23 protein-coding genes are annotated in these 19,101 nt (G+C 66.9%); 14 read left to right on the forward strand and 9 right to left on the reverse strand.

Annotated elements, in window-relative coordinates; all coding sequences use genetic code 11:
* Positions 1-321: 321 nt before the first annotated feature.
* The 5 genes from AC07NI_RS02355 to AC07NI_RS02375 all read left to right on the forward strand — a co-directional run bounded on the left by AC07NI_RS02355 (position 322) and on the right by AC07NI_RS02375 (position 3,742).
* Positions 322-756 (forward strand): phasin family protein, encoded by a 435-nt coding sequence (locus AC07NI_RS02355; RefSeq protein ID WP_454716986.1) that lies wholly within the window; start codon positions 322-324, stop codon positions 754-756.
* Positions 757-871: 115 nt separating this feature from the next.
* Positions 872-1,333 carry a RidA family protein gene (locus AC07NI_RS02360; RefSeq protein ID WP_494615743.1) on the forward strand — a complete coding sequence of 154 codons (462 nt, stop codon included), beginning with the start codon at positions 872-874 and terminating at the stop codon, positions 1,331-1,333.
* Positions 1,333-2,106, forward strand: coding sequence for a glycerophosphodiester phosphodiesterase (locus AC07NI_RS02365; RefSeq protein WP_494615746.1), 774 nt, complete (start codon positions 1,333-1,335; stop codon positions 2,104-2,106). Before AC07NI_RS02360 ends, AC07NI_RS02365 begins: the two co-directional genes overlap by 1 nt.
* Positions 2,103-3,275 (forward strand): GNAT family N-acetyltransferase, encoded by a 1,173-nt coding sequence (locus tag AC07NI_RS02370; protein ID WP_494615747.1) that lies wholly within the window; start codon positions 2,103-2,105, stop codon positions 3,273-3,275. The genes AC07NI_RS02365 and AC07NI_RS02370 overlap by 4 nt, the downstream gene beginning before the upstream one ends.
* Positions 3,275-3,742 carry a cobalamin biosynthesis protein gene (locus AC07NI_RS02375; RefSeq protein ID WP_494615750.1) on the forward strand — a complete coding sequence of 156 codons (468 nt, stop codon included), beginning with the start codon at positions 3,275-3,277 and terminating at the stop codon, positions 3,740-3,742. The genes AC07NI_RS02370 and AC07NI_RS02375 overlap by 1 nt, the downstream gene beginning before the upstream one ends.
* 2 nt (positions 3,743-3,744) lie before the next feature.
* On the opposite strand, the gene AC07NI_RS02380 is transcribed toward AC07NI_RS02375, so the two are convergent.
* Positions 3,745-4,233: a pyridoxamine 5'-phosphate oxidase family protein gene (locus AC07NI_RS02380; RefSeq protein WP_494615752.1), complete on the reverse strand. Its 489-nt coding sequence runs from the start codon at positions 4,231-4,233 to the stop codon at positions 3,745-3,747.
* 50 nt (positions 4,234-4,283) lie between these two features.
* Positions 4,284-4,865 carry a DUF4287 domain-containing protein gene (locus tag AC07NI_RS02385; RefSeq protein WP_494615754.1) on the reverse strand — a complete coding sequence of 194 codons (582 nt, stop codon included), beginning with the start codon at positions 4,863-4,865 and terminating at the stop codon, positions 4,284-4,286.
* A 54-nt stretch (positions 4,866-4,919) separates the two neighbouring features.
* On the opposite strand from AC07NI_RS02385, the gene AC07NI_RS02390 reads away from it, so the two are divergent.
* Both AC07NI_RS02390 and AC07NI_RS02395 read left to right on the forward strand, forming a co-directional pair.
* A complete protein-coding gene (locus AC07NI_RS02390) occupies positions 4,920-5,354 on the forward strand; it encodes an HIT family protein (RefSeq protein WP_494615756.1) in 435 nt (144 codons plus the stop codon).
* 59 nt (positions 5,355-5,413) lie between these two features.
* A complete protein-coding gene (locus AC07NI_RS02395; RefSeq protein ID WP_494615758.1) occupies positions 5,414-5,860 on the forward strand; it encodes a BLUF domain-containing protein in 447 nt (148 codons plus the stop codon).
* On the opposite strand, the gene AC07NI_RS02400 is transcribed toward AC07NI_RS02395, so the two are convergent.
* The 6 genes from AC07NI_RS02400 to AC07NI_RS02425 form a co-directional block, all read right to left on the reverse strand.
* Positions 5,857-6,213, reverse strand: coding sequence for a hypothetical protein (locus AC07NI_RS02400; RefSeq protein ID WP_494615761.1), 357 nt, complete (start codon positions 6,211-6,213; stop codon positions 5,857-5,859). The genes AC07NI_RS02395 and AC07NI_RS02400 overlap by 4 nt on opposite strands.
* Positions 6,214-6,320: 107 nt before the next feature.
* Complete coding sequence (clpA, locus tag AC07NI_RS02405; protein ID WP_494615764.1) at positions 6,321-8,651, reverse strand: ATP-dependent Clp protease ATP-binding subunit ClpA; 2,331 nt, start codon at positions 8,649-8,651, stop codon at positions 6,321-6,323.
* Positions 8,652-8,662: 11 nt separating this feature from the next.
* Positions 8,663-8,992, reverse strand: coding sequence for an ATP-dependent Clp protease adapter ClpS (gene clpS, locus AC07NI_RS02410; protein WP_013079900.1), 330 nt, complete (start codon positions 8,990-8,992; stop codon positions 8,663-8,665).
* Positions 8,993-9,232: 240 nt separating this feature from the next.
* Positions 9,233-10,489, reverse strand: a complete 1,257-nt coding sequence (locus AC07NI_RS02415; protein WP_494615771.1) for a DNA polymerase IV — start codon at positions 10,487-10,489, stop codon at positions 9,233-9,235.
* 10 nt (positions 10,490-10,499) lie between these two features.
* Positions 10,500-11,390, reverse strand: a complete 891-nt coding sequence (locus AC07NI_RS02420; protein ID WP_494615777.1) for an ROK family protein — start codon at positions 11,388-11,390, stop codon at positions 10,500-10,502.
* Complete coding sequence (locus AC07NI_RS02425) at positions 11,387-12,034, reverse strand: hypothetical protein (RefSeq protein WP_494615781.1); 648 nt, start codon at positions 12,032-12,034, stop codon at positions 11,387-11,389. Before AC07NI_RS02425 ends, AC07NI_RS02420 begins: the two co-directional genes overlap by 4 nt.
* Positions 12,035-12,148: 114 nt before the next feature.
* Here AC07NI_RS02425 and divK point away from each other — a divergent pair, with 114 nt between their 5' ends.
* From divK to AC07NI_RS02460, 7 genes are all read left to right on the forward strand, one after another.
* Positions 12,149-12,529 carry a cell-cycle response regulator DivK gene (gene divK / locus AC07NI_RS02430; RefSeq protein ID WP_494615784.1) on the forward strand — a complete coding sequence of 127 codons (381 nt, stop codon included), beginning with the start codon at positions 12,149-12,151 and terminating at the stop codon, positions 12,527-12,529.
* Positions 12,526-13,890: a PleD family two-component system response regulator gene (locus AC07NI_RS02435; RefSeq protein WP_494615787.1), complete on the forward strand. Its 1,365-nt coding sequence runs from the start codon at positions 12,526-12,528 to the stop codon at positions 13,888-13,890. The genes divK and AC07NI_RS02435 overlap by 4 nt, the downstream gene beginning before the upstream one ends.
* Before the next feature lie 106 nt (positions 13,891-13,996).
* Positions 13,997-15,382, forward strand: coding sequence for a glycoside hydrolase family 28 protein (locus AC07NI_RS02440; RefSeq protein ID WP_494615789.1), 1,386 nt, complete (start codon positions 13,997-13,999; stop codon positions 15,380-15,382).
* Positions 15,383-15,444: 62 nt separating this feature from the next.
* Positions 15,445-16,584, forward strand: coding sequence for a sugar-transfer associated ATP-grasp domain-containing protein (locus AC07NI_RS02445; RefSeq protein ID WP_494615792.1), 1,140 nt, complete (start codon positions 15,445-15,447; stop codon positions 16,582-16,584).
* 101 nt (positions 16,585-16,685) lie between these two features.
* Positions 16,686-17,714, forward strand: coding sequence for a D-alanine--D-alanine ligase family protein (locus AC07NI_RS02450; protein WP_494615794.1), 1,029 nt, complete (start codon positions 16,686-16,688; stop codon positions 17,712-17,714).
* Positions 17,698-18,519, forward strand: a complete 822-nt coding sequence (locus AC07NI_RS02455) for an NTP transferase domain-containing protein (RefSeq protein WP_494615800.1) — start codon at positions 17,698-17,700, stop codon at positions 18,517-18,519. Before AC07NI_RS02450 ends, AC07NI_RS02455 begins: the two co-directional genes overlap by 17 nt.
* 99 nt (positions 18,520-18,618) lie before the next feature.
* Entirely contained in the window at positions 18,619-18,849 is a 231-nt protein-coding gene (locus AC07NI_RS02460) for a hypothetical protein (protein ID WP_494615805.1), read from the forward strand.
* Between the two features lie 61 nt (positions 18,850-18,910).
* Here the strand turns inward: AC07NI_RS02460 and rpmG are convergent, their stop codons facing one another.
* Positions 18,911-19,078, reverse strand: a complete 168-nt coding sequence (gene rpmG, locus AC07NI_RS02465) for a 50S ribosomal protein L33 (RefSeq protein ID WP_010920317.1) — start codon at positions 19,076-19,078, stop codon at positions 18,911-18,913.
* Positions 19,079-19,101: the final 23 nt, after the last annotated feature.

A 19,101-nucleotide genomic window follows, 5' to 3' on the forward strand; every position in this document is an offset into this window, starting at 1 on the left:
GAAGCGACGTCCGTCATTTTGAACTGGGACGCGGTTTCGCACCGCGACACGTGTGACCAGTAGCATGATGGAAGCGGCCTTTCGCTAAAGTAAACAACTGGTGAGCGATGTTGCCGCAGGCGCAAAAATATCAGGCGCGTGGTTCCAATGCTGCAGCTTGAAGGGTCATGACGCTGCGTCATGGTGCGCTGCACAAATTTGTTGACTGCTGCACTGCAACATGAGAGAACCGCGGTGTTCCAAGCGCAGATGGGCGAGTTGCAGCTCGCTGGTCCGCCCCGCCTCATTCCCTCGCTCTTCTTCCTCCTCAGGAGAATTCCCATGGCCGCCGCCGAAACCGTCAAGAACACCGTCGAGCAATACACCGCCGCTTCGAACCAAGCGTTCAAGGACGGCGTCGAGAAGTCGCTGGCCGCTCTGGCGGAAGCCAACACCCACTCGAAGAAGAACCTGGAAGCCGTCGTCGCTTCGGTGACCGCCGCCACCAAGGGCGCTGAAGCCCTGGGCGCCCAGACCTTCGCCTACTCGAAGAAGGCCGTCGAAGACCAGGTCGCCGCCGCCAAGTCGCTGGCCGGCGCCAAGAGCGTCCAAGAAGCCGTCGAGCTCCAAACCGCTTGGGCCAAGTCGGCTCTGGAAGCCTACATCGCCCAGGTCAGCAAGGCCTCGGAGATCGTCTCGGCCTCGATCAAGGACTCGGTGAAGCCGCTGAACGAACGCGCCAGCGCCGCCGTCGAGAAGTTCCAAGCCGCTCGCTAAGAGCAGCTTCGAATTCTGGATTGAAGGCTCGGACCGAGAGGTCCGGGCCTTTTTTCTTTTGCGCTTGGATCGAGCACGTTAAGCATGCCCCACTGCATTTGAGTGGAGCGCGTGGATGTCGAAGGTCGAGCAACGCCTGAAGGAACTTGGCGTCGAGCTGCCGCAGCCGGTGGCCCCGGTGGCCAACTACGTGCCCTTCGTCCGCTCCGGCAACCTCGTGACCATTTCCGGCCAGATCTCGATCGCGGCCGACGGCGGCGTCAAGGGCACGGTCGGCGTCGACGTCGACCTGGAGACCGCCCAGAAGGCCGCCCGTCTGTGCGGGATCAACCTGCTGGCCCAGATGAAGGCCGCCTGCGACGGCGATCTCGACCGCGTCGTCCGCGTCGTGAAGCTGGGCGGCTTTGTCCAGGCTGGCCCAGACTTCATCGACATCCCCAAGGTCATCAACGGCTGCTCGGACCTGATGGTCGAGGCCCTGGGCGACGCCGGTCGCCACGCCCGCTCGGCGGTGGGCGTCTACAAGCTGCCCCTCGGCTTCGCGGTCGAGGTGGACGCGGTGGTGGAGATCGCCTGATGCGCTCGCGCGAACGCCCCTCGACCGATGTCTTCGGCGAGGCGTGGGAGCGCCTGTTCGATCCGCCGGTGGCCCATCGCGGCCTCTGGACCCCTGATGGCGCGCCGGAGAATTCCCGCGCGGCCTTCCAGGCGGCTTGCGCCGGCGGCTATGGCATCGAGCTGGACGTCCAGCTGACCGCCGACGGCGAGGCCGTGGTCTTCCATGACGAGCGCCTGGAGCGGATGACGGGGCAGGAGGGGCGGCTGCGCGACCACACCGCCGCCGACCTCGGGACCATGACCCTGAAGGGCACGGACGAAACCATTCCGACCCTGGCCGACGTGCTGACCCTGATCGGTCACCGCGCCATGGTGTTCATCGAGCTGAAGACGCCCTTCGGCGAGGTCGGACCGCTGGAGAAGCGGGTCACCGACGTGCTGGTCGACCACAACGGCCCGACCGCCGTGATCGGCTTCAACCCCTATTCGCACGCCTGGTTCGCTGACCATCACCCACAAATCCTGCGCGGCCTGGACAGCTACAGTTGGAACGACGACAGCGCCCGCAAGCTTGCGCCTGAAATGCGCAAGTCGCTGGCGGCGTTGGAGCAGGTCGAGCTGGCGCGCCCTGATTTCCTGGCCTTGGGTCTGGACATGTTGCCCAGCGCCCGCGCGGACCTATATCGCGCCAAGGGCATGCCGATCGTCGCCTGGACGGTCCGCTCGGCCGACCAGTGGGAAGGCGTGAAGGACCATTGCGACAACCTGATCTTCGAGGGCTTCACGGCGTGAGTTCCGCCCCGGTGGGCGTCCAGTCGGCCGTTCGCGTTCATCGCGACATCACCGAGATCGACAAGGACGCCTGGGAGGCCTGCGCGGGCCACACCGGTGATCCGTTCGTCAGCTACGATTTCCTGTCGATCCTGGAGGAGAGCGGCTGTGTCTCGGCTCGCACCGGCTGGGCGCCGCATCACCTGACCGTCGATGACGACAACGGCGTCGTGGCGGCGGTCATGCTGCTCTATCTGAAGTCCCACAGCCAGGGCGAATACGTCTTCGACCACGCCTGGGCCGACGCCTATGAGCGGGCCGGCGGGCAGTACTATCCCAAGCTCCAGTGCTCCTCGCCGTTCTCGCCGGTGACCGGTTCGCGGCTGATCGTGCGGCCGGACATCGACCTCGACGACGGGCGTTCGGCCTTGCTAGGCGGGGCCCTGACCCTGTGCCAGCGCCTGGAGGCTTCGTCGCTTCACGTGACCTTCCCGGTCCAGGACGAGTGGGACTGGATGGGCCAGCGCGGCATGCTGCTGCGCCAGGACCAGCAGTTCCATTGGGAGAACCGTGACTACGCGACCTTCGACGATTTCCTGGCGGCCCTGTCGGCCAACCGCCGCAAGACCATCCGCCGCGAGCGCCGCGACGCCCAGGACAGACTGGAGATCGTCGCCCTGACCGGCAATGACCTGACCGAGGAGCACTGGGACGCGTTCTTCGGCTTCTACATGGACACCGGCTCGCGCAAGTGGGGGCGGCCGTATCTGAACCGCCGCTTCTTCTCGCTGCTACAGGAGCGGATGGCCGACAAGGTGCTGCTGATCATGGCCCGCCGGCCGGGCGGCCCCTGGATTGCCGGGGCGCTGAACTTGCTGGGCCGCGACTGCCTCTACGGCCGCCACTGGGGCTGCACCGAGGACGTGCCGTTCCTGCATTTCGAGCTCTGCTACTACCAGGCCATCGAACACGCGATCCGCCTGGGCCTGCCGCGCGTCGAGGCCGGCGCGCAGGGGCAGCACAAGATCGCGCGGGGCTATCTGCCGAGCGCGGTCTATTCCGCCCACTGGATCGCCGATCCGGCGCTGCGGGAGCCGGTGGCGCGCTACCTTGAGCGGGAGCGCGAGGCGGTGGAGAGCGACATCGCAATGCTGACGGAAGAATATTCGCCGTTCCGTGAGGAGCGCTGATGCGCCGGCTCGCCGTGACGGCGGCCCTGCTGCTTTTGCCGGCGGGGCCGGCGCTCGCTGACTGCCGGGCCCTCGACTTTGGCCGCCTCCCGCTCGACAGCGCGCGCTTTCCGGTGCCTGGGGATTGCCGGGCGCACGGTGAGTGCGAGTTTCGCGGCGGCGATGGCGTTCGTTATCTGGCGGCTGCGTTCGAACCGAAGACGCCGCCGCGCATCGTGCGCAAGACGATCGACACCGAATGGAAGGCCGCGCCGTTCGGCCTTCGTCGGGGCGCCCCCGTGGCGGCTGTCCGCGCCAAGCTGGCGCGGGCCGGCGTCTCCGCCACGACGGTGCGGACCCACGACGGGAGGCCCGGGATTTCTGCGGCCTGCGTCGCGCGCGGCGTGGACTTCCACTTCGACGCCCTGTTCACCGCGGATGGCGCTTTGAACGGCCTGACAGCCGGCGTGGCGACGCCGAACGACTAAGGCTAGTGCAGCCGCACCTCGGCGACCTTGTCCTGGTAGTCCTGCTTGGGGTCACGCCCCAGCATCAGCCGCACGCCGGCGAACAGGCTGTTCTCGTTCAGCCAGATCTGGGCGTCGGCCGGGTCGAAGCGCAGCAGGCGCAGCTTGGGATCGTCCTTGCCCTCGAACCAGGCGGCGACGAAGGGGTTCCATAGCCGCTCGACCGTCTCATAGTCGGTGTCGATCCGCAGACGACCCTCGACCGTGGCGAACAGGTCGTGACCCTTCGAGGCGAAATGCAGCAGGCTCTCGCGGCCCTCGACGTCGAGAGCGTGGACCAGGTCGGTCTCCGACGAGGTGAAGATCCAGATCGGGCCGCTGTGGTCGCCCTCGATCAGGGCGGTCATCGGCTGGCTGTGGCCGGCGCCCAGGTCCGGCACGGCCAGCATGACGGTGCGGTCGGACTTCAGGGCTTTCCAGAACTTGGCGGTGAGGTCGGCTTCCTTGGACATGACGGGGCTCCTTCTCCAGGGAGAAGAACGGGGCCGCCCGCCCGGTGTTCCTAGGATCGCTCCCAGGCCGCCTTCAGCAGCGCCTTGACCGCGTCATTGACCTCGGCGGGTGAGGCGAGGGGCAGCTTGGCCTTCAGGCGCTCGGACCAGCCTTCGTTTTTGGGCGCTAGCAGGCTGGGCGAGGCGTCGGGCTCAACGGCTAGGCCCAGCATCGCCGTGCCGCCCTTGATGGGCTTTAGGGCCGCGAACTGGGACTTCCTGGACCAGGCGGTGAAGGCCTTGCGTTGGCCCATGACCAAGCCCTCGAAGTCGGCGACGGCGGCCTCTATGGCCTCCAGGATCGCCGCCGAGGCCGGGTCGGTCCACAGCGCTGCGCGCAGGCCCTCGGCGTCGTCCCAGCCCATCTCCGAGGGGAAGGCGACCCCGAAGATCGTGGCGGCGCGGTTCTGGCCGATGCCGTAGGTGGCCTTCAGCCAATCGGTGCGGGCCTTGGGCTTGGTCTCCTGGCACTCGCGACGGACGATCTCGACCCACTCGTCCAAAGTCTTGCCGGTCTCGCGCTCCAGATTGGCGCGGACCGATGCGAACCACTTCTGCTGCTGCTCGGTCAGGCCTTGGGGCTTGGTATCCATGGTTTGCGCGTCCCCTCGCGTTTGCTACCACCATCCCGTCAAAGGGAGACGGTCATGAGCCTCGACGGACGCTACGACGCCGACAACATCTTCGCCAAGATCATCCGCGGCGAGATCCCCAGCGTGAAGGTGTTCGAGGACGATCAGGTTCTGATCTTCATGGACGTCTTCCCGCAGGCGAGAGGCCACATGCTGGTGATCTCCAAGACCTCGCAGGCCCGCAATCTGCTTGAGGCTGAAGCCAAAACTCTGGGGCGGCTGATCGGTGCGACCCAGAAGGCCGCCGCTGCCGTGGTCGAGGCTCTGAAGCCCGACGGCGTGATCGTGACCCAGTTCAACGGCGCGCCGGCCGGCCAGACGATCTTCCACCTGCACTTCCACGTCATCCCCCGCTACGAGGGCGAAGGCCTGGGCCGTCACGGCGAGGGCGGCATGGCCGACGTGGAAGAGCTGAAGGTCCTGGCGGCGAAGATCGCGGCGGCGCTTTAGCAGGACCCCGTTAAGGTTGGCGCGTTAGCGGTAACGACGTTTGCCGTTCCGGAGCGCCCATGTCTGAAGTCGAGGAAGGCCGTAAAGGCCTGCGCCGCGTGATCTACGCCAGCCGGTTCGTCGGCGATGGCGATTTTGCCCAGGTGGCGCAGACCATCGTCAACGCCTCAATCCAGAACAACCGCTTGGTTGACGTGACCGGCTTCCTGCTGGCCGGCGAGGGCCATTTCCTGCAGTGGCTGGAGGGGCCGGCGGCCGGGGTGGGCGAGACCTTCGCGCGGATCGCGGGCGACAAGCGCCACACTGACCTGGTGACCCTCGCCGACGGCCCGGCTGAGCGCCGACGTTTTCGCGACTGGAACATGGGTCAACACCGCCTGAGCGCGCTGGACCAGACCCTGCTGGCCGAGGTGGGTCTGGAGCACTTCCAGCCCGCCGGCCTGGACGCCGACCGCGCCGAACGCCTGCTGACCCGCGTCGGCGAGCGCTACCTGCGGGTCGGCTAGGCGATCAGTTTCGCCAGGGCCGTATAGAACGCCAGCAACACGGCCATGCCGCCCAGCAGAGACCAACCTTGCATGCGGATCTTCTCGCTGAGGCGGAGTTCCGACTGGGCGATCTCGGTGCGCAGGGTGAGTTTGGTTTCCAGCAGGTCCGCCTTTGTAACCAGCTCCAACTGCTTCAAGTCGTCCTTGGTGGCGAACGGCTTCAGATCATCCTTGGTCGCGAGATGGCTGATGTCGGGCATACCGGCCGACTGCTGAAAGAGTTCGACCACAGTGTCGGCCAGCCGTTCGTCCATCCCGGCTTCGCGAAGCCGCTTGGAGGCGCTCAAGCTGTCGAAAGCGATCGTTGCCATATGCACACGCTATTCGCTTGTTCTCGTTTCGTCCACAATTTTCGCGCGACCCAAACGAAAAGGGCCCGGATCGCTCCGGGCCCTTCGCTTAAGTCTGTGACCAAGCCTTACTCGGCCAGGGCCGGTTCGGCCTCGTCGGTCTTGCTGGCCTTGGGGTCCGGCGTGCTTTCGATTTCGAAGGCGATCTTGCCGTTCTCCAGCACCACGGTGACGTGGCCGCCGCGGACCAGGCGTCCGAACAGGATGTCGTCGGCCAGGGGCTTCTTGATGTGCTCCTGGATGACGCGACCCAGCGGGCGGGCGCCGTAGAGTTCGTCGAAGCCGTTCTTGGCCAGCCAGTCGGCCGCGTCGTCGGTCAGCGAGATCGTCACGTTCCGGTCGGCCAGCTGGGCCTCCATCTGCATGACGAACTTCTGCACGACCTGACGGATGATGTCGGCCGTCAGCGGCTTGAAGGCCACGACCGCGTCGAGGCGGTTGCGGAATTCCGGCGTGAACAGGCGCTTGAGGGCGGCCTCTTCCTCACCGACCACCTTGTCGCGGCCGAAGCCGATCGACTGGCGCTGGGCGTCCGAGGCGCCGGCATTGGTGGTCATGATCAGGATGACGTTCCTGAAGTCGACCTTCTTGCCGTTGCTGTCGGTCAGCACGCCGTGATCCATGACCTGCAGCAGGATGTTGTAGACGTCCTGGTGGGCCTTTTCGATTTCGTCGAGCAGCACGACCGCGTGCGGGTGCTGGTCGACGGCGTCGGTCAGCTGGCCGCCTTGGTCATAGCCGACATAGCCGGGAGGGGCGCCGATCAGGCGGCTCACGGTATGGCGCTCCATGTACTCCGACATGTCGAAGCGGATCATCTCGATGCCGAGCGTCTGGGCCAGTTGCTTGGCGGCTTCGGTCTTGCCGACGCCGGTCGGACCGCTGAACAGGAACGAGCCGATCGGCTTGTCCGCGTCGCGCAGGCCGGCCCGGGCCAGCTTCATGGCCGAGGACAGTTGCAGCAGGGCCTCGTCCTGACCGAACACGGCGCGCTTCAGGTCCGCTTCCAGTTCCTTCAGGGCCTCGGTGTCCGACTTGGAGACGGACTTGGGCGGGATGCGGGCGATCTTGGCCACGACGGCTTCGATCTCCTTGACGCCCAGGACCTTCTTGCGACGGCTTTCCGGCAGCAGCATCTGGCCCGCGCCGGCTTCGTCGATCACGTCGATCGCCTTGTCCGGCAGCTTGCGGTCGGTGATGTACTTGGCCGACAGCTCCACCGCGACCTTCAGGGCCTCGGCGGTGTACTTCAGCTTGTGGAAGTCCTCGTAATAGGTCTTCAGACCCTTGAGGATCTTGATGGTGTCTTCCACCGTCGGCTCGTTCACGTCGATCTTCTGGAAGCGACGGACCAGGGCCCGGTCCTTCTCGAAGTGCTGGCGGAACTCCTTGTAGGTGGTCGAGCCCATGCAGCGCAGGCTGCCCGAGGCCAGGGCCGGCTTCAGCAGGTTCGAAGCGTCCATCGCCCCGCCGCTGGTCGCGCCGGCGCCGATCACGGTGTGGATCTCGTCGATGAACAGCACCGCGTTCGGGTGGTTCTCGAGTTCCTTGACGACCTGCTTGACGCGTTCCTCGAAGTCGCCGCGATAGCGGGTGCCGGCCAGCAGCGCGCCCATGTCGAGCGAGTAGATGGTGGCGCCTTCCAAGACCTCGGGGACCTGGTGCGTGACGATCTTGCGGGCCAGGCCCTCGGCGATGGCGGTCTTGCCGACGCCGGGATCACCCACGAGCAGCGGGTTGTTCTTGGTGCGGCGGCACAGGATCTGGATCGCGCGTTCGACTTCGTTCGCGCGGCCGATCAGCGGGTCGACCTTGCCTTGGCGAGCTTTCTCGTTGAGGTCGACGCAGTAGGCTTCAAGCGCTTCGCCGCCGGTCTTGGTGTTCGGCTTTTCGCCGTCTTCCTCGGTGGCGTTCGAACCAGCGCTGGCGCCCTTGACGTTCTTGGTCTCGGAAGCGCCGGCCTTCTTGGCGATGCCGTGGGCGATGAAGTTGACCGCGTCGTACCGCGTCATGTCCTGCTCTTGCAGGAAGTAGGCGGCGTGGCTTTCGCGTTCGGAGAAGATGGCGACCAGAACATTGGCGCCGGTGACCTCTTCGCGGCCCGATGACTGGACATGGATCACCGCGCGCTGGATCACGCGCTGGAAGCCGGCGGTCGGCTTGGCGTCCTCGTCGTCATCGACGACCAGCGAGGCCAGTTCGACGTCGAGATAGTTCGAGAGGCTCTTCTTCAGCGCGGCGAGATCGACGTCGCACGCGCGCATAACTCCGGCGGCGTCCTCGTCGTCGGTCAGGGAAAGCAGAAGGTGCTCGAGCGTCGCGTACTCGTGCTTACGCTGGTTGGCGTACGCAACGGCGCGATGGAGGGACTCTTCCAGGGGGCGCGAAAAAGAGGGCAATGGGGGGCTCCTCAGTCCTTTTCCATGGTGCACTGCAGGGGGTGCTGATGACGTCGCGCCGAGTCTATGACTTGCGCGACCTTGGTCTCTGCGACTTCGTAAGTGTAGACACCACACACGCCCACGCCGTTCTGATGGACGTGGAGCATGATGCGCGTGGCGTCTTCACGCGACTTGTTGAAGAACCGTTCGAGCACGTAAACGACGAACTCCATGGGAGTGTAGTCGTCGTTGAGAATCAGAACTCGATAGAGCGAAGGCTTCTGCGTCTTCGGCTTCACTTCCGTGACGACCGACGACCCAGCGCCGTTGCTTTGTCCGCCTTGCTTCCGCTCGGCCATCGACTTGTTCTCTCCCGGCGGGCAAATCACCCGCCTTCTTGAATTAGATATGGAAACGCGACGGCTTTGGAAGAGGCCGACACGCCGCTGCGCCGCTTTAGCACAGGGGCGCCTCGGAAATCGGCTTCACGATTGGGAGAGCGAAGGCCGGGCGCGAACGGTTCCGTGGGTGAGAGGCCCAAATGGTTAGCGACATCCTGTCGCGCAAGAGGGCGAAAGCGGCGACTCGGCGCGACTCACCTAGCGGCCTTTGAGCGCTCGCCCGCTGATCACGGCCGCTGCCCCGAACTTCCCGCGCAGGGTGTCGATGGCCGTCTCGCTCTTGAGCGTGCGGCGCTCTTCGTCGGCGAACATGTCGGCGCCGGCGGTCTCGGCGTCGACGAACTCGGTCAGGCCGGCGCCGATCAGGCGGTAGGAGAGGCCGGGCTTCTCGGTCGCCAGCAGTTCGCGGGCCACCTGGAACAGGGTGCGGGCCGTCTGGGTCGGCACGGCCAGAGTGCGGCGGCGGGTGTGGATCTTGAAGTCCGGCGTGCGCAGCTTCAGCGTCGCCACGCGGCCGGCGACGCCTTCCTTGCGGGCCTGCTTGGCGACCTTCTCGCAGAGCGGCCAGAGTTCGTCCTCCAGCGCGTCGCGCTTGTGCAGGTCGTCGTTGAAGGTGGTTTCGGCGCTGATCGTCTTGCGGGCCTGGTCGGGGTCGACCATCCGGCTGTCCTGGCCGTGGGCTAGGCGGTGCAAGCGCAGGCCGCCCGAGCCCAGGCTTTTAGCCAGCACCTTCAGGTCGGCGGCGGCGATGTCGCCGACCGTCTTCAGGCCGATCTCGGCCAGGGACGACACCGTGGCGGGGCCGACGCCGGGCAGGATGCTGACCGGCTTGCTGGCCAAAAAGCTCTGAGCCTCGGCCGCGCCGATCGCCGAGAAGCCGCGCGGCTTGTCCAGCTCCGAGGCGATCTTGGCCAGGAACTTGTTGGGGGCTAGGCCAATGGAGACGGTCAGGCCGATGTCGGCCTCGATCTCGGCCTGTAGTCGGGCCAGCATCTGGGCTGGGGTCGCGCCGTGCAGGCGGTCGGTGCCGCTCAGGTCGATCCAGGCCTCGTCCAGCGACAGCGGCTGGATCAGCGGCGTCAGACGATCGAGCTTCTCGTGGATAAGCCGGCTGGCTTCCCTGTACTTGGTGAAGTCGGGCTTGATGACCACGGCCTGCGGGCACAGCTTCAGCGCCTTGTACATCGGCATGGCCGACCGAGCGCCGCTCATGCGGGCGATGTAGCAGGCGGTGGTCACCACCCCGCGCTTGCCGCCGCCGACGATCACCGGCTTGTCGCGCAAGGATGGATCGTCGCGCTTCTCCACCGAGGCGTAAAAGGCGTCGCAGTCCAGGTGGGCGATCGACAGCGCGCCCAGCTCCTCATGGAAGACCGTGCGCGGCGAGGCGCAGGACGGACAGCGCGCGGCTTTCACCTCGCCCGTCCATCCGCAATCGCGGCACAGGGACTTCATGGGAGCGCCCTTAAGCCTCCGACGGCCACAGCCAGACCGCGCCGCGCACGCCGGAGCTGTCGCCGTGGACGGCCTTCTTCACCGGCGTCTCGAACACGTCCGAGAACACATGCGGCGCGATGGCGGCGGGGAGGCGGTCATAGAGTGCGTCGACGTTCGACATGCCGCCGCCCAGCACGATGACGTCCGGGTCGATGATGTCGCAGATCGCGGCCAGGCCTCGGCCGAGGCGATCGATATAGCGGTCCAGCGCCGCGGCGGCCGAGGCGTCGCCGCTGTTGATCGCGTCCATGGTCGCCTGGCCGGTCGGGAAGCCCGCGTCCTTGGAGAAGGCCGGGCCGGCGACCCACTTCTCCATGCAGCCCTTGCGGCCGCACCAGCATTCGGGGCCGGGATATTCCTCTGGCTTGGGCCAGGGCAGGGGCATGTGGCCCCATTCGCCGCCGAAGCCGTTGTGGCCCTCGATAATCTTGCCCTCGACCACGACCCCGCCGCCGCAGCCGGTGCCGATAATGACCGCGAACACCACCCGCGCCCCGGCGCCCGCGCCGTCGGCGGCCTCGGACAGGGCCAGGCAGTTGGCGTCGTTGGCCAGGCGCACCGGGCGGGCCAGGCGCTGCTCCAGGTCCTGACCGAACGGGCGGCCATTCAGATAGACGCTGTTGGCGTTGCGGATCAGGCCGGTGCGCGGCGAGATCGAGCCGGGGATGCCAAGGCCGAGGCGCGCGCAGGTCGCGCCGGCCATGCACTCGGCGTCGGCCAGCAGGCCGGACACCACGTCGAGGGCAGCGTCGTACTCGCCGGGATTGGGCTTGCGCACCCGGGCGACGAACTCGCCGGCTTCGTTGAGGGCGGCGACCTCGATCTTGGTGCCGCCGAAATCGACTCCGAACCGGATCATGCGAACAGACGCTCCTCGATGGCGGCCTTCAGGCGGGGCCACTCGTCAATACGGACATGACGGTCGGGCGCTGAAGGGGCGAACGGGCGCAGGCGCTCGTCGCTGACCATCTGGAACCGCCCGACGTCGGGAGCCTTCTCCGCCACCGATTCCAGCTGCGGCAAAAGGTCGTCGATGAAGACGGCGCGACCCGAGGTGCGTGCGGCCAGCTCGGCGGCCGGCGGGCCCTTGGGGCCGCTGTTGATGATCAGCGGGTAGTCGAAGCCATGGGTCTTCAGCCACTTGGCCCGCGCCAGACGCCCGTGCTCCGGGGCGTTGGTCAGGATCACCACCTCGGCGCGGGTCGACAGATCCGCCAGGGCGTCGGCCGCGCCGATCGCCGGGATCAGGTCGTCGGCCCCGTCACGGAAGAAATCGTCGAACAGGGCCTTGCCCGCGATCAGATCGAGGTGTTCCGTTTCGCCGGGACGATAGATGTTCTGGAACAGGGCGAAGCGATCGACCCGCAGTTCGAAGCCGTGACGCGCGACGAAGACGCCGAAGCCGCGCATGAACTGCGCGAGCACTTCGTCGACATCGACGATGACCAGCGACGCGGTCGGCGTGATGGCGCAAGCCTGAAGGTCGGAGTAGCGTTGTTCCATGAGCTCGGGGTCTTAACGCGATTAGCGCGGGCTTAAGGATATTCGTGGCAACTGGTTCTGGAAGACGGCGCGAATCCCTAGGCGCCGCCACGTGACCGTTTGGTCGGGGTAAGGATGACGAAGAAGGTCCTCATCGTGGAGGATAACGAGCTGAACATGAAGCTCTTTCATGATCTGCTCGAGGCCCAGGGTTACGAGACCCTGCAGACCCGTGAGGGTCTGTCGGCGCTGTCCATTGCCCGCGACAACAAGCCCGACCTGATTCTGATGGACATCCAGCTGCCGGAGATATCCGGCCTGGAAGTCACCAAGTGGCTGAAGGAAGACGATGACCTGGCGCACATCCCGGTCGTGGCCGTCACCGCCTTCGCCATGAAGGGCGATGAGGAGCGTATCCGCGAGGGCGGCTGCGAGGCCTATATCTCCAAGCCCATCTCGGTGGTCCACTTCCTCGACACCATCAAGCGCCTGCTGGACAAGGTCCCGGTCGCATGAGCGCGCGGATCCTCGTCGTCGACGACATCGAAGCCAATGTCCGTCTGCTCGAGGCCAAGCTGACGGCTGAATATTACGAAGTCTCCAGCGCCATGGACGGCCCGACCGCCCTGGCCATGGCGTCCCGCGACCTGCCCGACATCATCCTGCTGGACGTAATGATGCCCGGCATGGACGGCTTCACCGTCTGTCGCAAACTGAAAGAAGACCCGACCACCCGCCACATCCCGGTGGTGCTGATCACGGCCCTCGACGGCCGCGCCGATCGCATCCAGGGCCTGGAATCGGGCGCTTCGGACTTCCTGACCAAGCCCATCGACGACGTCATGCTGTTCGCCCGCGTGCGCAGCCTGACCCGCTTCAAGCTCGTGATCGACGAGCTGCGCCAGCGCGAGGCCTCGGGCCGCCGCATGGGCGTGATCGCCGGCGCCGCCGCCCGTCTGGACGGTCTGGGCGGCCGGGTGCTGATCGTCGACGACAACGAACGTCAGGCCCAGCGCATCGCCGCCGAACTGGGCGTTGAGCATCGCCCGGTCATCGAAAGCGATCCGGAAAAGGCCAAGATCAGCGCCGGCGGTCCGGTCGACCTGGTCATCGTCAACGCCGCGGCCAAGAGCTTCGACGGCCTGCGCTTCACCGCCGCCCTGCGGTCGGAAGAGCGCTCGCGCCAGCTGCCCGTGCTGGCCATGGTCGATCCCGACGACCGGGGCCGCATGGTCAAGGCGCTGGAAATCGGCGTGAACGACATCCTGCCGCGTCCGGTGGACCCGCAGGAGCTGTCGGCCCGCGTCAAGACGCAGATCCAGCGCAAGCGCTACACCGACTATCTGCGCAACAACCTCGACCACAGCCTGGAACTGGCCGTCACCGACCAACTCACCGGCCTGCACAACCGTCGCTACATGACGGGGCAGTTGGACTCGCTGGTCAAGCGCGCGGTGATGGGCGGCGAGCCGGTCTCGGCCCTGCTGATCGACATCGATTTCTTCAAGAAGATCAACGACACCTTCGGCCACGACATCGGCGACGAGGTGCTGCGCGAGTTCGCCTTGCGCCTGGCTTCCAACGTCCGGGCCATCGACCTGCCTTGCCGCTTCGGCGGCGAGGAGTTCGTGGTGATCATGCCCGACACCGCCCTGGCCGACGCCCTGCGCATCGCCGAGCGGATCCGCAACCACGTCGCCGGCTCGCCCTTCAAGGTGGGGCCCACCAAGGAAGAGCTGACGGTGACCATCTCGGTCGGCGTCTCGGCCACGACCGGTGAAGGCGACAGCCCCGAAGCCCTGCTGAAGCGGGCGGACGAGGGCGTCTACCAGGCCAAGGCCTCGGGCCGTAACGCGGTGGTCGGCAAGGCCGCTTAAGCGCCTTCCACGTCTCGACATTTATGGATTGGCGGGCGCGTCGCGTCCGTCGCATGCTGCCTTGAAGAAACCGGTGTCATAAGCCGATCACAGGGAGCGTCCGCCCATGTCCGCCAATCGCCGCGCCGTGCTGGCGCTCGCCGGTCTCTCGACCCTGATCGCCGCGACCCCAGCGGGGGCCGTCGCGTCCAAGGCCGCGACCCCGGCCAAGCCCGCCCTGCGGATCGACCCGCGCGAGCTCGGCGCGGTGGGCGACGGCGTCGCCAAGGACACCCACGCCCTGCAACTGGCCCTCGACCGCTGCACCGTGTTCGGCGGCGGCGAGGTGGTTCTGACGAGCGGGACCTTCCTGACCGGCGCCATCCGGATCGGTTCGAACACCACGCTGCGCATCGAGGAGGGCGCGACCCTGCAGGGCTCGCCCGACCTCGCCGACTATCCGGTCGTGCAGGTGCGCTGGGAGGGCCGCTGGGTGCCCGGCTATATCGGCCTGATCTGGGGGCAGGGCGCGCGCAACATCGCGCTGGCCGGCAAGGGCGCCATCGTCGCCTCCGACGCGATCAAGGGCCGTGTTCAGAAGGAGACGGGCCTGCGCCATCCGGCCCTGCTGGAGTTCGTCGACGTCCAGGGCCTGACCGTCACCGATCTGAAGACCCAGCAGAACGACATGTGGTCGATCCATCCGGTCTATTGCGACGACGTCCTGTTCCGCAACGTGGTGGTCAACGGCCGGGCGGACGGCATCGACGTCGATTCCTGCCGCCGGGTGACCATCGACCACTGCGACTTCGACACCGTCGACGACTGCATCTCGCTGAAGTCCGGCCGGGGGATGGAGGGCAACCTGATCGCCCGCCCGACCGAGGACGTCGTCATCACCGACTGCACGTTCAAGGACCATCGCTGGGCCTGTATCGGCATCGGCAGCGAGACCTCGGCCGGCATTCGCCGCGTGCGGGTCGAGCGCTGCAAGATGCTCGCCGCCCACACCTTCGCCGTCTACATCAAGAGCCGGCCGGGCCGAGGCGCGTTCATCGAGGACATCGTCATGCGCGACCTGGAGGTCTCCGGGACCGGCAACGGCTTCCTGCGCCTGAACTTCCTGGATAGCGGCAAGCAGGACCAGTTCCCGGTCGCCGGCTTTGACGGCATCCCGACGGTGCGCAACTTCACCTTCGAGCGGATCAAGGTCACCGACGTCCCGGTGCTGGTCGAGGCGGTCAACATCCATCCCGACAAGCCGCTGGACGGCCTTGTGCTGAAGGACATCACCGGCTCGGCCGGCAAGGGCATCACCCTGGCCAACATCAGGAGCGTCACCCTGAAGAACGTCGCCGTCACGATCGCCGAGGGCCCGAAGCTCTCGATCAGCAACGTCACCGGCAAAGGCCTCGAAGGGGCCGCGCCGCTGAGCCCGACCGTGCGGCCGGCGGACGTCGTGGCGACCCAGCCGCCGTACAAGCTCGGCATGACTAGCGGCAAGCCGAACTAGAAGCCGGCCTTCCAAAAACCGTTACACGGCGCCGTTAGACCTGTGCGTTCCGGGGGCGGCGCATGGGCTACGACAGCTTCTATTTCCTCAAGAAGGCGTACGGGATCTATCCGGGCGTCGTAGCGCCGGTGTCGGCGCGCTGCCTGCAGGCGCACTATGCCCAGCGCCAGGCCCGACGCGGGCCGGCGCGCGCGGCGCTGGACGCGGTGGTGGGCCTGGCCTTCCAGGCCTGGATCCCCGGCCGCGCGGCCAAGGTGGCCCGCAAGTTCGACCTCGGCGAAGCCTGGCGTCGCCGGGCGGTCGAGATCGCCCACGAACGCTTCGTCGACCCCAACGATCTGGCCCTGTTCCGCATCGAGGACGCGGCCCAGCTGGATGGCTATATCCGCCGCTTCGAGGACGCGGCGCTGAACAAGCGGATCAATCCGTTGGGCTGGACCCGCGACTGCGTGCTGGCCGACAAGGTCCGGTTCGAGGCCCGCTGCGCGGCCGCTCATCTGCCCTCGCCACGCACTGTGGCGGTGATCAGGGATGGTAGAGTTGAGATAAAGGCCGACCCGGCCGGGCGCGACCTGGTGCTGAAGCCGGCGGACGGGGAGGGCGGCGACGGCGTCGTCATCCTGGAGCGCGTGGCCGACGCCGCCGATCTCTCCGCCCGTCTGCCGCGCGGCCGGGGCGCGTGGCTGGTCCAGGATCGGATTGCGACCCATCCGGCCCTCCGGGACTTGGCGCTGGACGCCCTGCCGACCGTGCGCATCGTCACCATGGTCGACGAGGTCGGCGCGCCCGAGGTGGTCAGCGCCACCTTCCGCTTCGCCTCGGTGCGCGGGGCCAAGGTCGACAACATGAAGGCCGGCGGGCTGATCGCGGCGGTCGACCTGCCGGTCGGATCGCTGGGCGTGGCCTGCAAGGGCTATGGCGGCGGCGATCACCCGGTCCATCCGGTCACGGGCGCGGCGATCGCCGGTCGCATGCTGCCCGACTGGCCCGCGGCCAAGGGCCTGGTGCGCCGGGCCCATGCTGAGGTCTTCCCCGACTACGCGCTGATCGGCTGGGACGTGGCCCTGACTCCCAACGGTCCGGTGCTGATTGAGGGCAACGGCAAGCCGGGCGTGCTGATGCCCCAGCGCGCCGCCCGCCAGGGCCTGGGCGTCGGCCGCTATGGCGCTCTACTCGCATATCATCTTGCCATGAAACCGTAGCGTGTCCGTCACGCGCCGGGCCTAGCCTCCGAAGATCGACATCGACACGACGGACCTGCGGAAGGGGGCTTCCGACAGCCGTCGAGCCCGGAGGCATGCCGATGACCCGCTTCGCTGCTCCGCGACGCCTTCCGCTTGAGGCCAAGCGCGCTCTTCGCATCATGCTGATCGCCAAGCACGCCAAGGGGCGGGGCGAGCTGCATCCCGAGGACGGCACCCACGCGGTCTATCACTGCGAGATGCGCCAGACGCTGGAGGACATCGGCGTCAACCTGATGGTCGCCGACGAGTACAGCGTGCTGTTCGAGCGCCCGGATGTGGACTTCGTCTTCCCGCTGCTGAACCGCGCCGGCTTCCTGAACTCGGAAATGCTGGTCCCGCTGCTCTGCAACCGCCTGGGGCTGCCGTACCTCGGCGCCAGCCCGATCCTGCGCGGCCTGTCGGACGACAAGCACCTGACCAAGCGCGCCGCCGTGGCGCGCGGCGTGCCGACCGCGCCCTGGGCCGTCTATCGCCGGGGCGCGCCGCTGGACGCCGCCCTGCTGCCGCCGGGCGAGCATTTCGTGATCAAGCCGAACGCCTCGTCGGCCAGCTGGGGCGTCAGCGACGCCTTCGACTGGGCCGGCGTGCGCGAGTCGGTCCAGCGCCTTCAGGAAGAGGGCCACGACGTCATCGTCGAGCCGTTCATCCAGGGCCATGACATCGAAATCTCGGCCATCACGGTCGACGGCGAGCCCGTCATCCTGCCGACCCAGATCGTCGAGCAGATCAACCCGGCCCAGCTGCGCACCTACCAGGAGAAGCGCAACCTGGTCGGCGGCCAGGCCTATGAGATCCGCCCGCTGGAGGACGGCCCGCAGCGCCAGATCGCCGAGGCCCGGGCCCGCGAGATGATGCGGGAGTTCATGCCGTTCGACTACGGCCGCTTCGAGTTCCGCCTCGACGTCGCCACCGGCGAGGTCCAGTTCCTCGAAGTGAACCTGAACTGCAATCTGTGGTCCCGGAAGACCATCTCGATGGCCGCCCAGCAGATCGGCTGGACCCACGCAGAGCTGATCGAGACCATCCTGACCGAGAGCCTGGATCGCCAGGGCCTGCTGCAAAGGGCGTACGATGTCGTCGCAGCCTGAGCCCTTCGTCGGCGTCATCCTGGCCGGCCAGCGGCCGGGTCGCGTCGATCCCCTGGCTGAGGCCGCGGGCGTCGTGAACAAGAACCTGGTGCCGATCCAGGGCGCGGCCCTGGTGCGCCACGTGGTCGAGGCCCTGATCGCGACGCCGGGCCTGACGCGCCTGCGCATCGTGGTCGAGCCGGAGACCGCGCCGCTGATCGACGCGGTGCTGCCCGCCAGCCGGTTCCTGATCGAGTATGTGCCGGCCGCCAACAATCTGGCCGACAGCGTCTATGCCGCCGCCGAGGGCGTGGGCGACATGCCGCTGCTGGTGACCACGGGCGATAACGTCCTGCTGACGCCGGGTGCGGTGACCGAAGTGCTGGCGGCCCTGAAGGTCGCCGACGTCTCCCTGGCCATGGCGACCCAGCGCTCGGTGATGGCGGCCCATCCGGAAGGCCAGCGCCGGTTCTACAAGTTCTGGGACGACGCCTATTCGAACTGCAATCTCTACGCCTTCGCCGGTCCGGCCGCGACCAGCGTGGCCGAGAGCTTCCGCAGTGGCGGGCAGTTCGCCAAGAAGCCGATGCGGATGATCATGGCCCTGGGGCCGATCAACCTGGCTTTGCTGCTGATGGGCCGCCTGTCGCTGCGCGGGGCGCTCAATCGCCTGGGCCGTCGTTTCAAGCTGAAGGTCGAGCCGGTGGTCCTGGCCGACGGCGCCCACGCCATCGACGTCGACAACGAGCGGACCTTCGGCGTGGCCGACACTCTGCTGGCCAAGCGGGCGCTGGACCAGGGTCGCCTGATCACGGACGCGGCATAACTAACCGAAATTAGGCGGCTTTCTTAGCGGCCTGCATACGGCTGTCGCAGACTCTCGTCTCAATGTCTCGCACGGGGGAGTGGTGAGATGAGAGCAAGAGTGCGTGCGCGTAAGCATCCGTTTCCGGGCGGATGGCTGGTCCTGGGTCTGGCGACCTGCATCGCCCTGTTCTGGCTGGGCGCCCAGGCCAGCGAACATCTGTCAGGCGGGCTGTCCATGGCCGCGATGCTGGGCGCGTTCGTCGCCATCTGCGTCGGGCCGGTGCTGCTGGCCGTGACGGTGGTCTGGGGCGGCTTCGCCTTCTTCCGCTGGTTCTGGATCGGCCGCTGAACGCAAAAACGCCCGGCTATCGCTAGCCGGGCGTCTTGATGTCGTAGCGCTGAAAGCGATCTTACTTGATCTTGCCTTCGCGGAATTCGACGTGCTTGCGGATGACCGGGTCGTACTTCTTCAGCACCATCTTCTCGGTCTTGGTGCGGGCGTTCTTCTTGGTGACGTAGAAGAAGCCGGTGTCCGCCGTCGAGTTCAGGCGGATCTTGATGGAAGCCGGTTTGGCCATAGTCGAATCCCTGCGGTGGTCGC

This window comes from Caulobacter sp. GW821-FHT10E02, assembly GCF_059415225.1.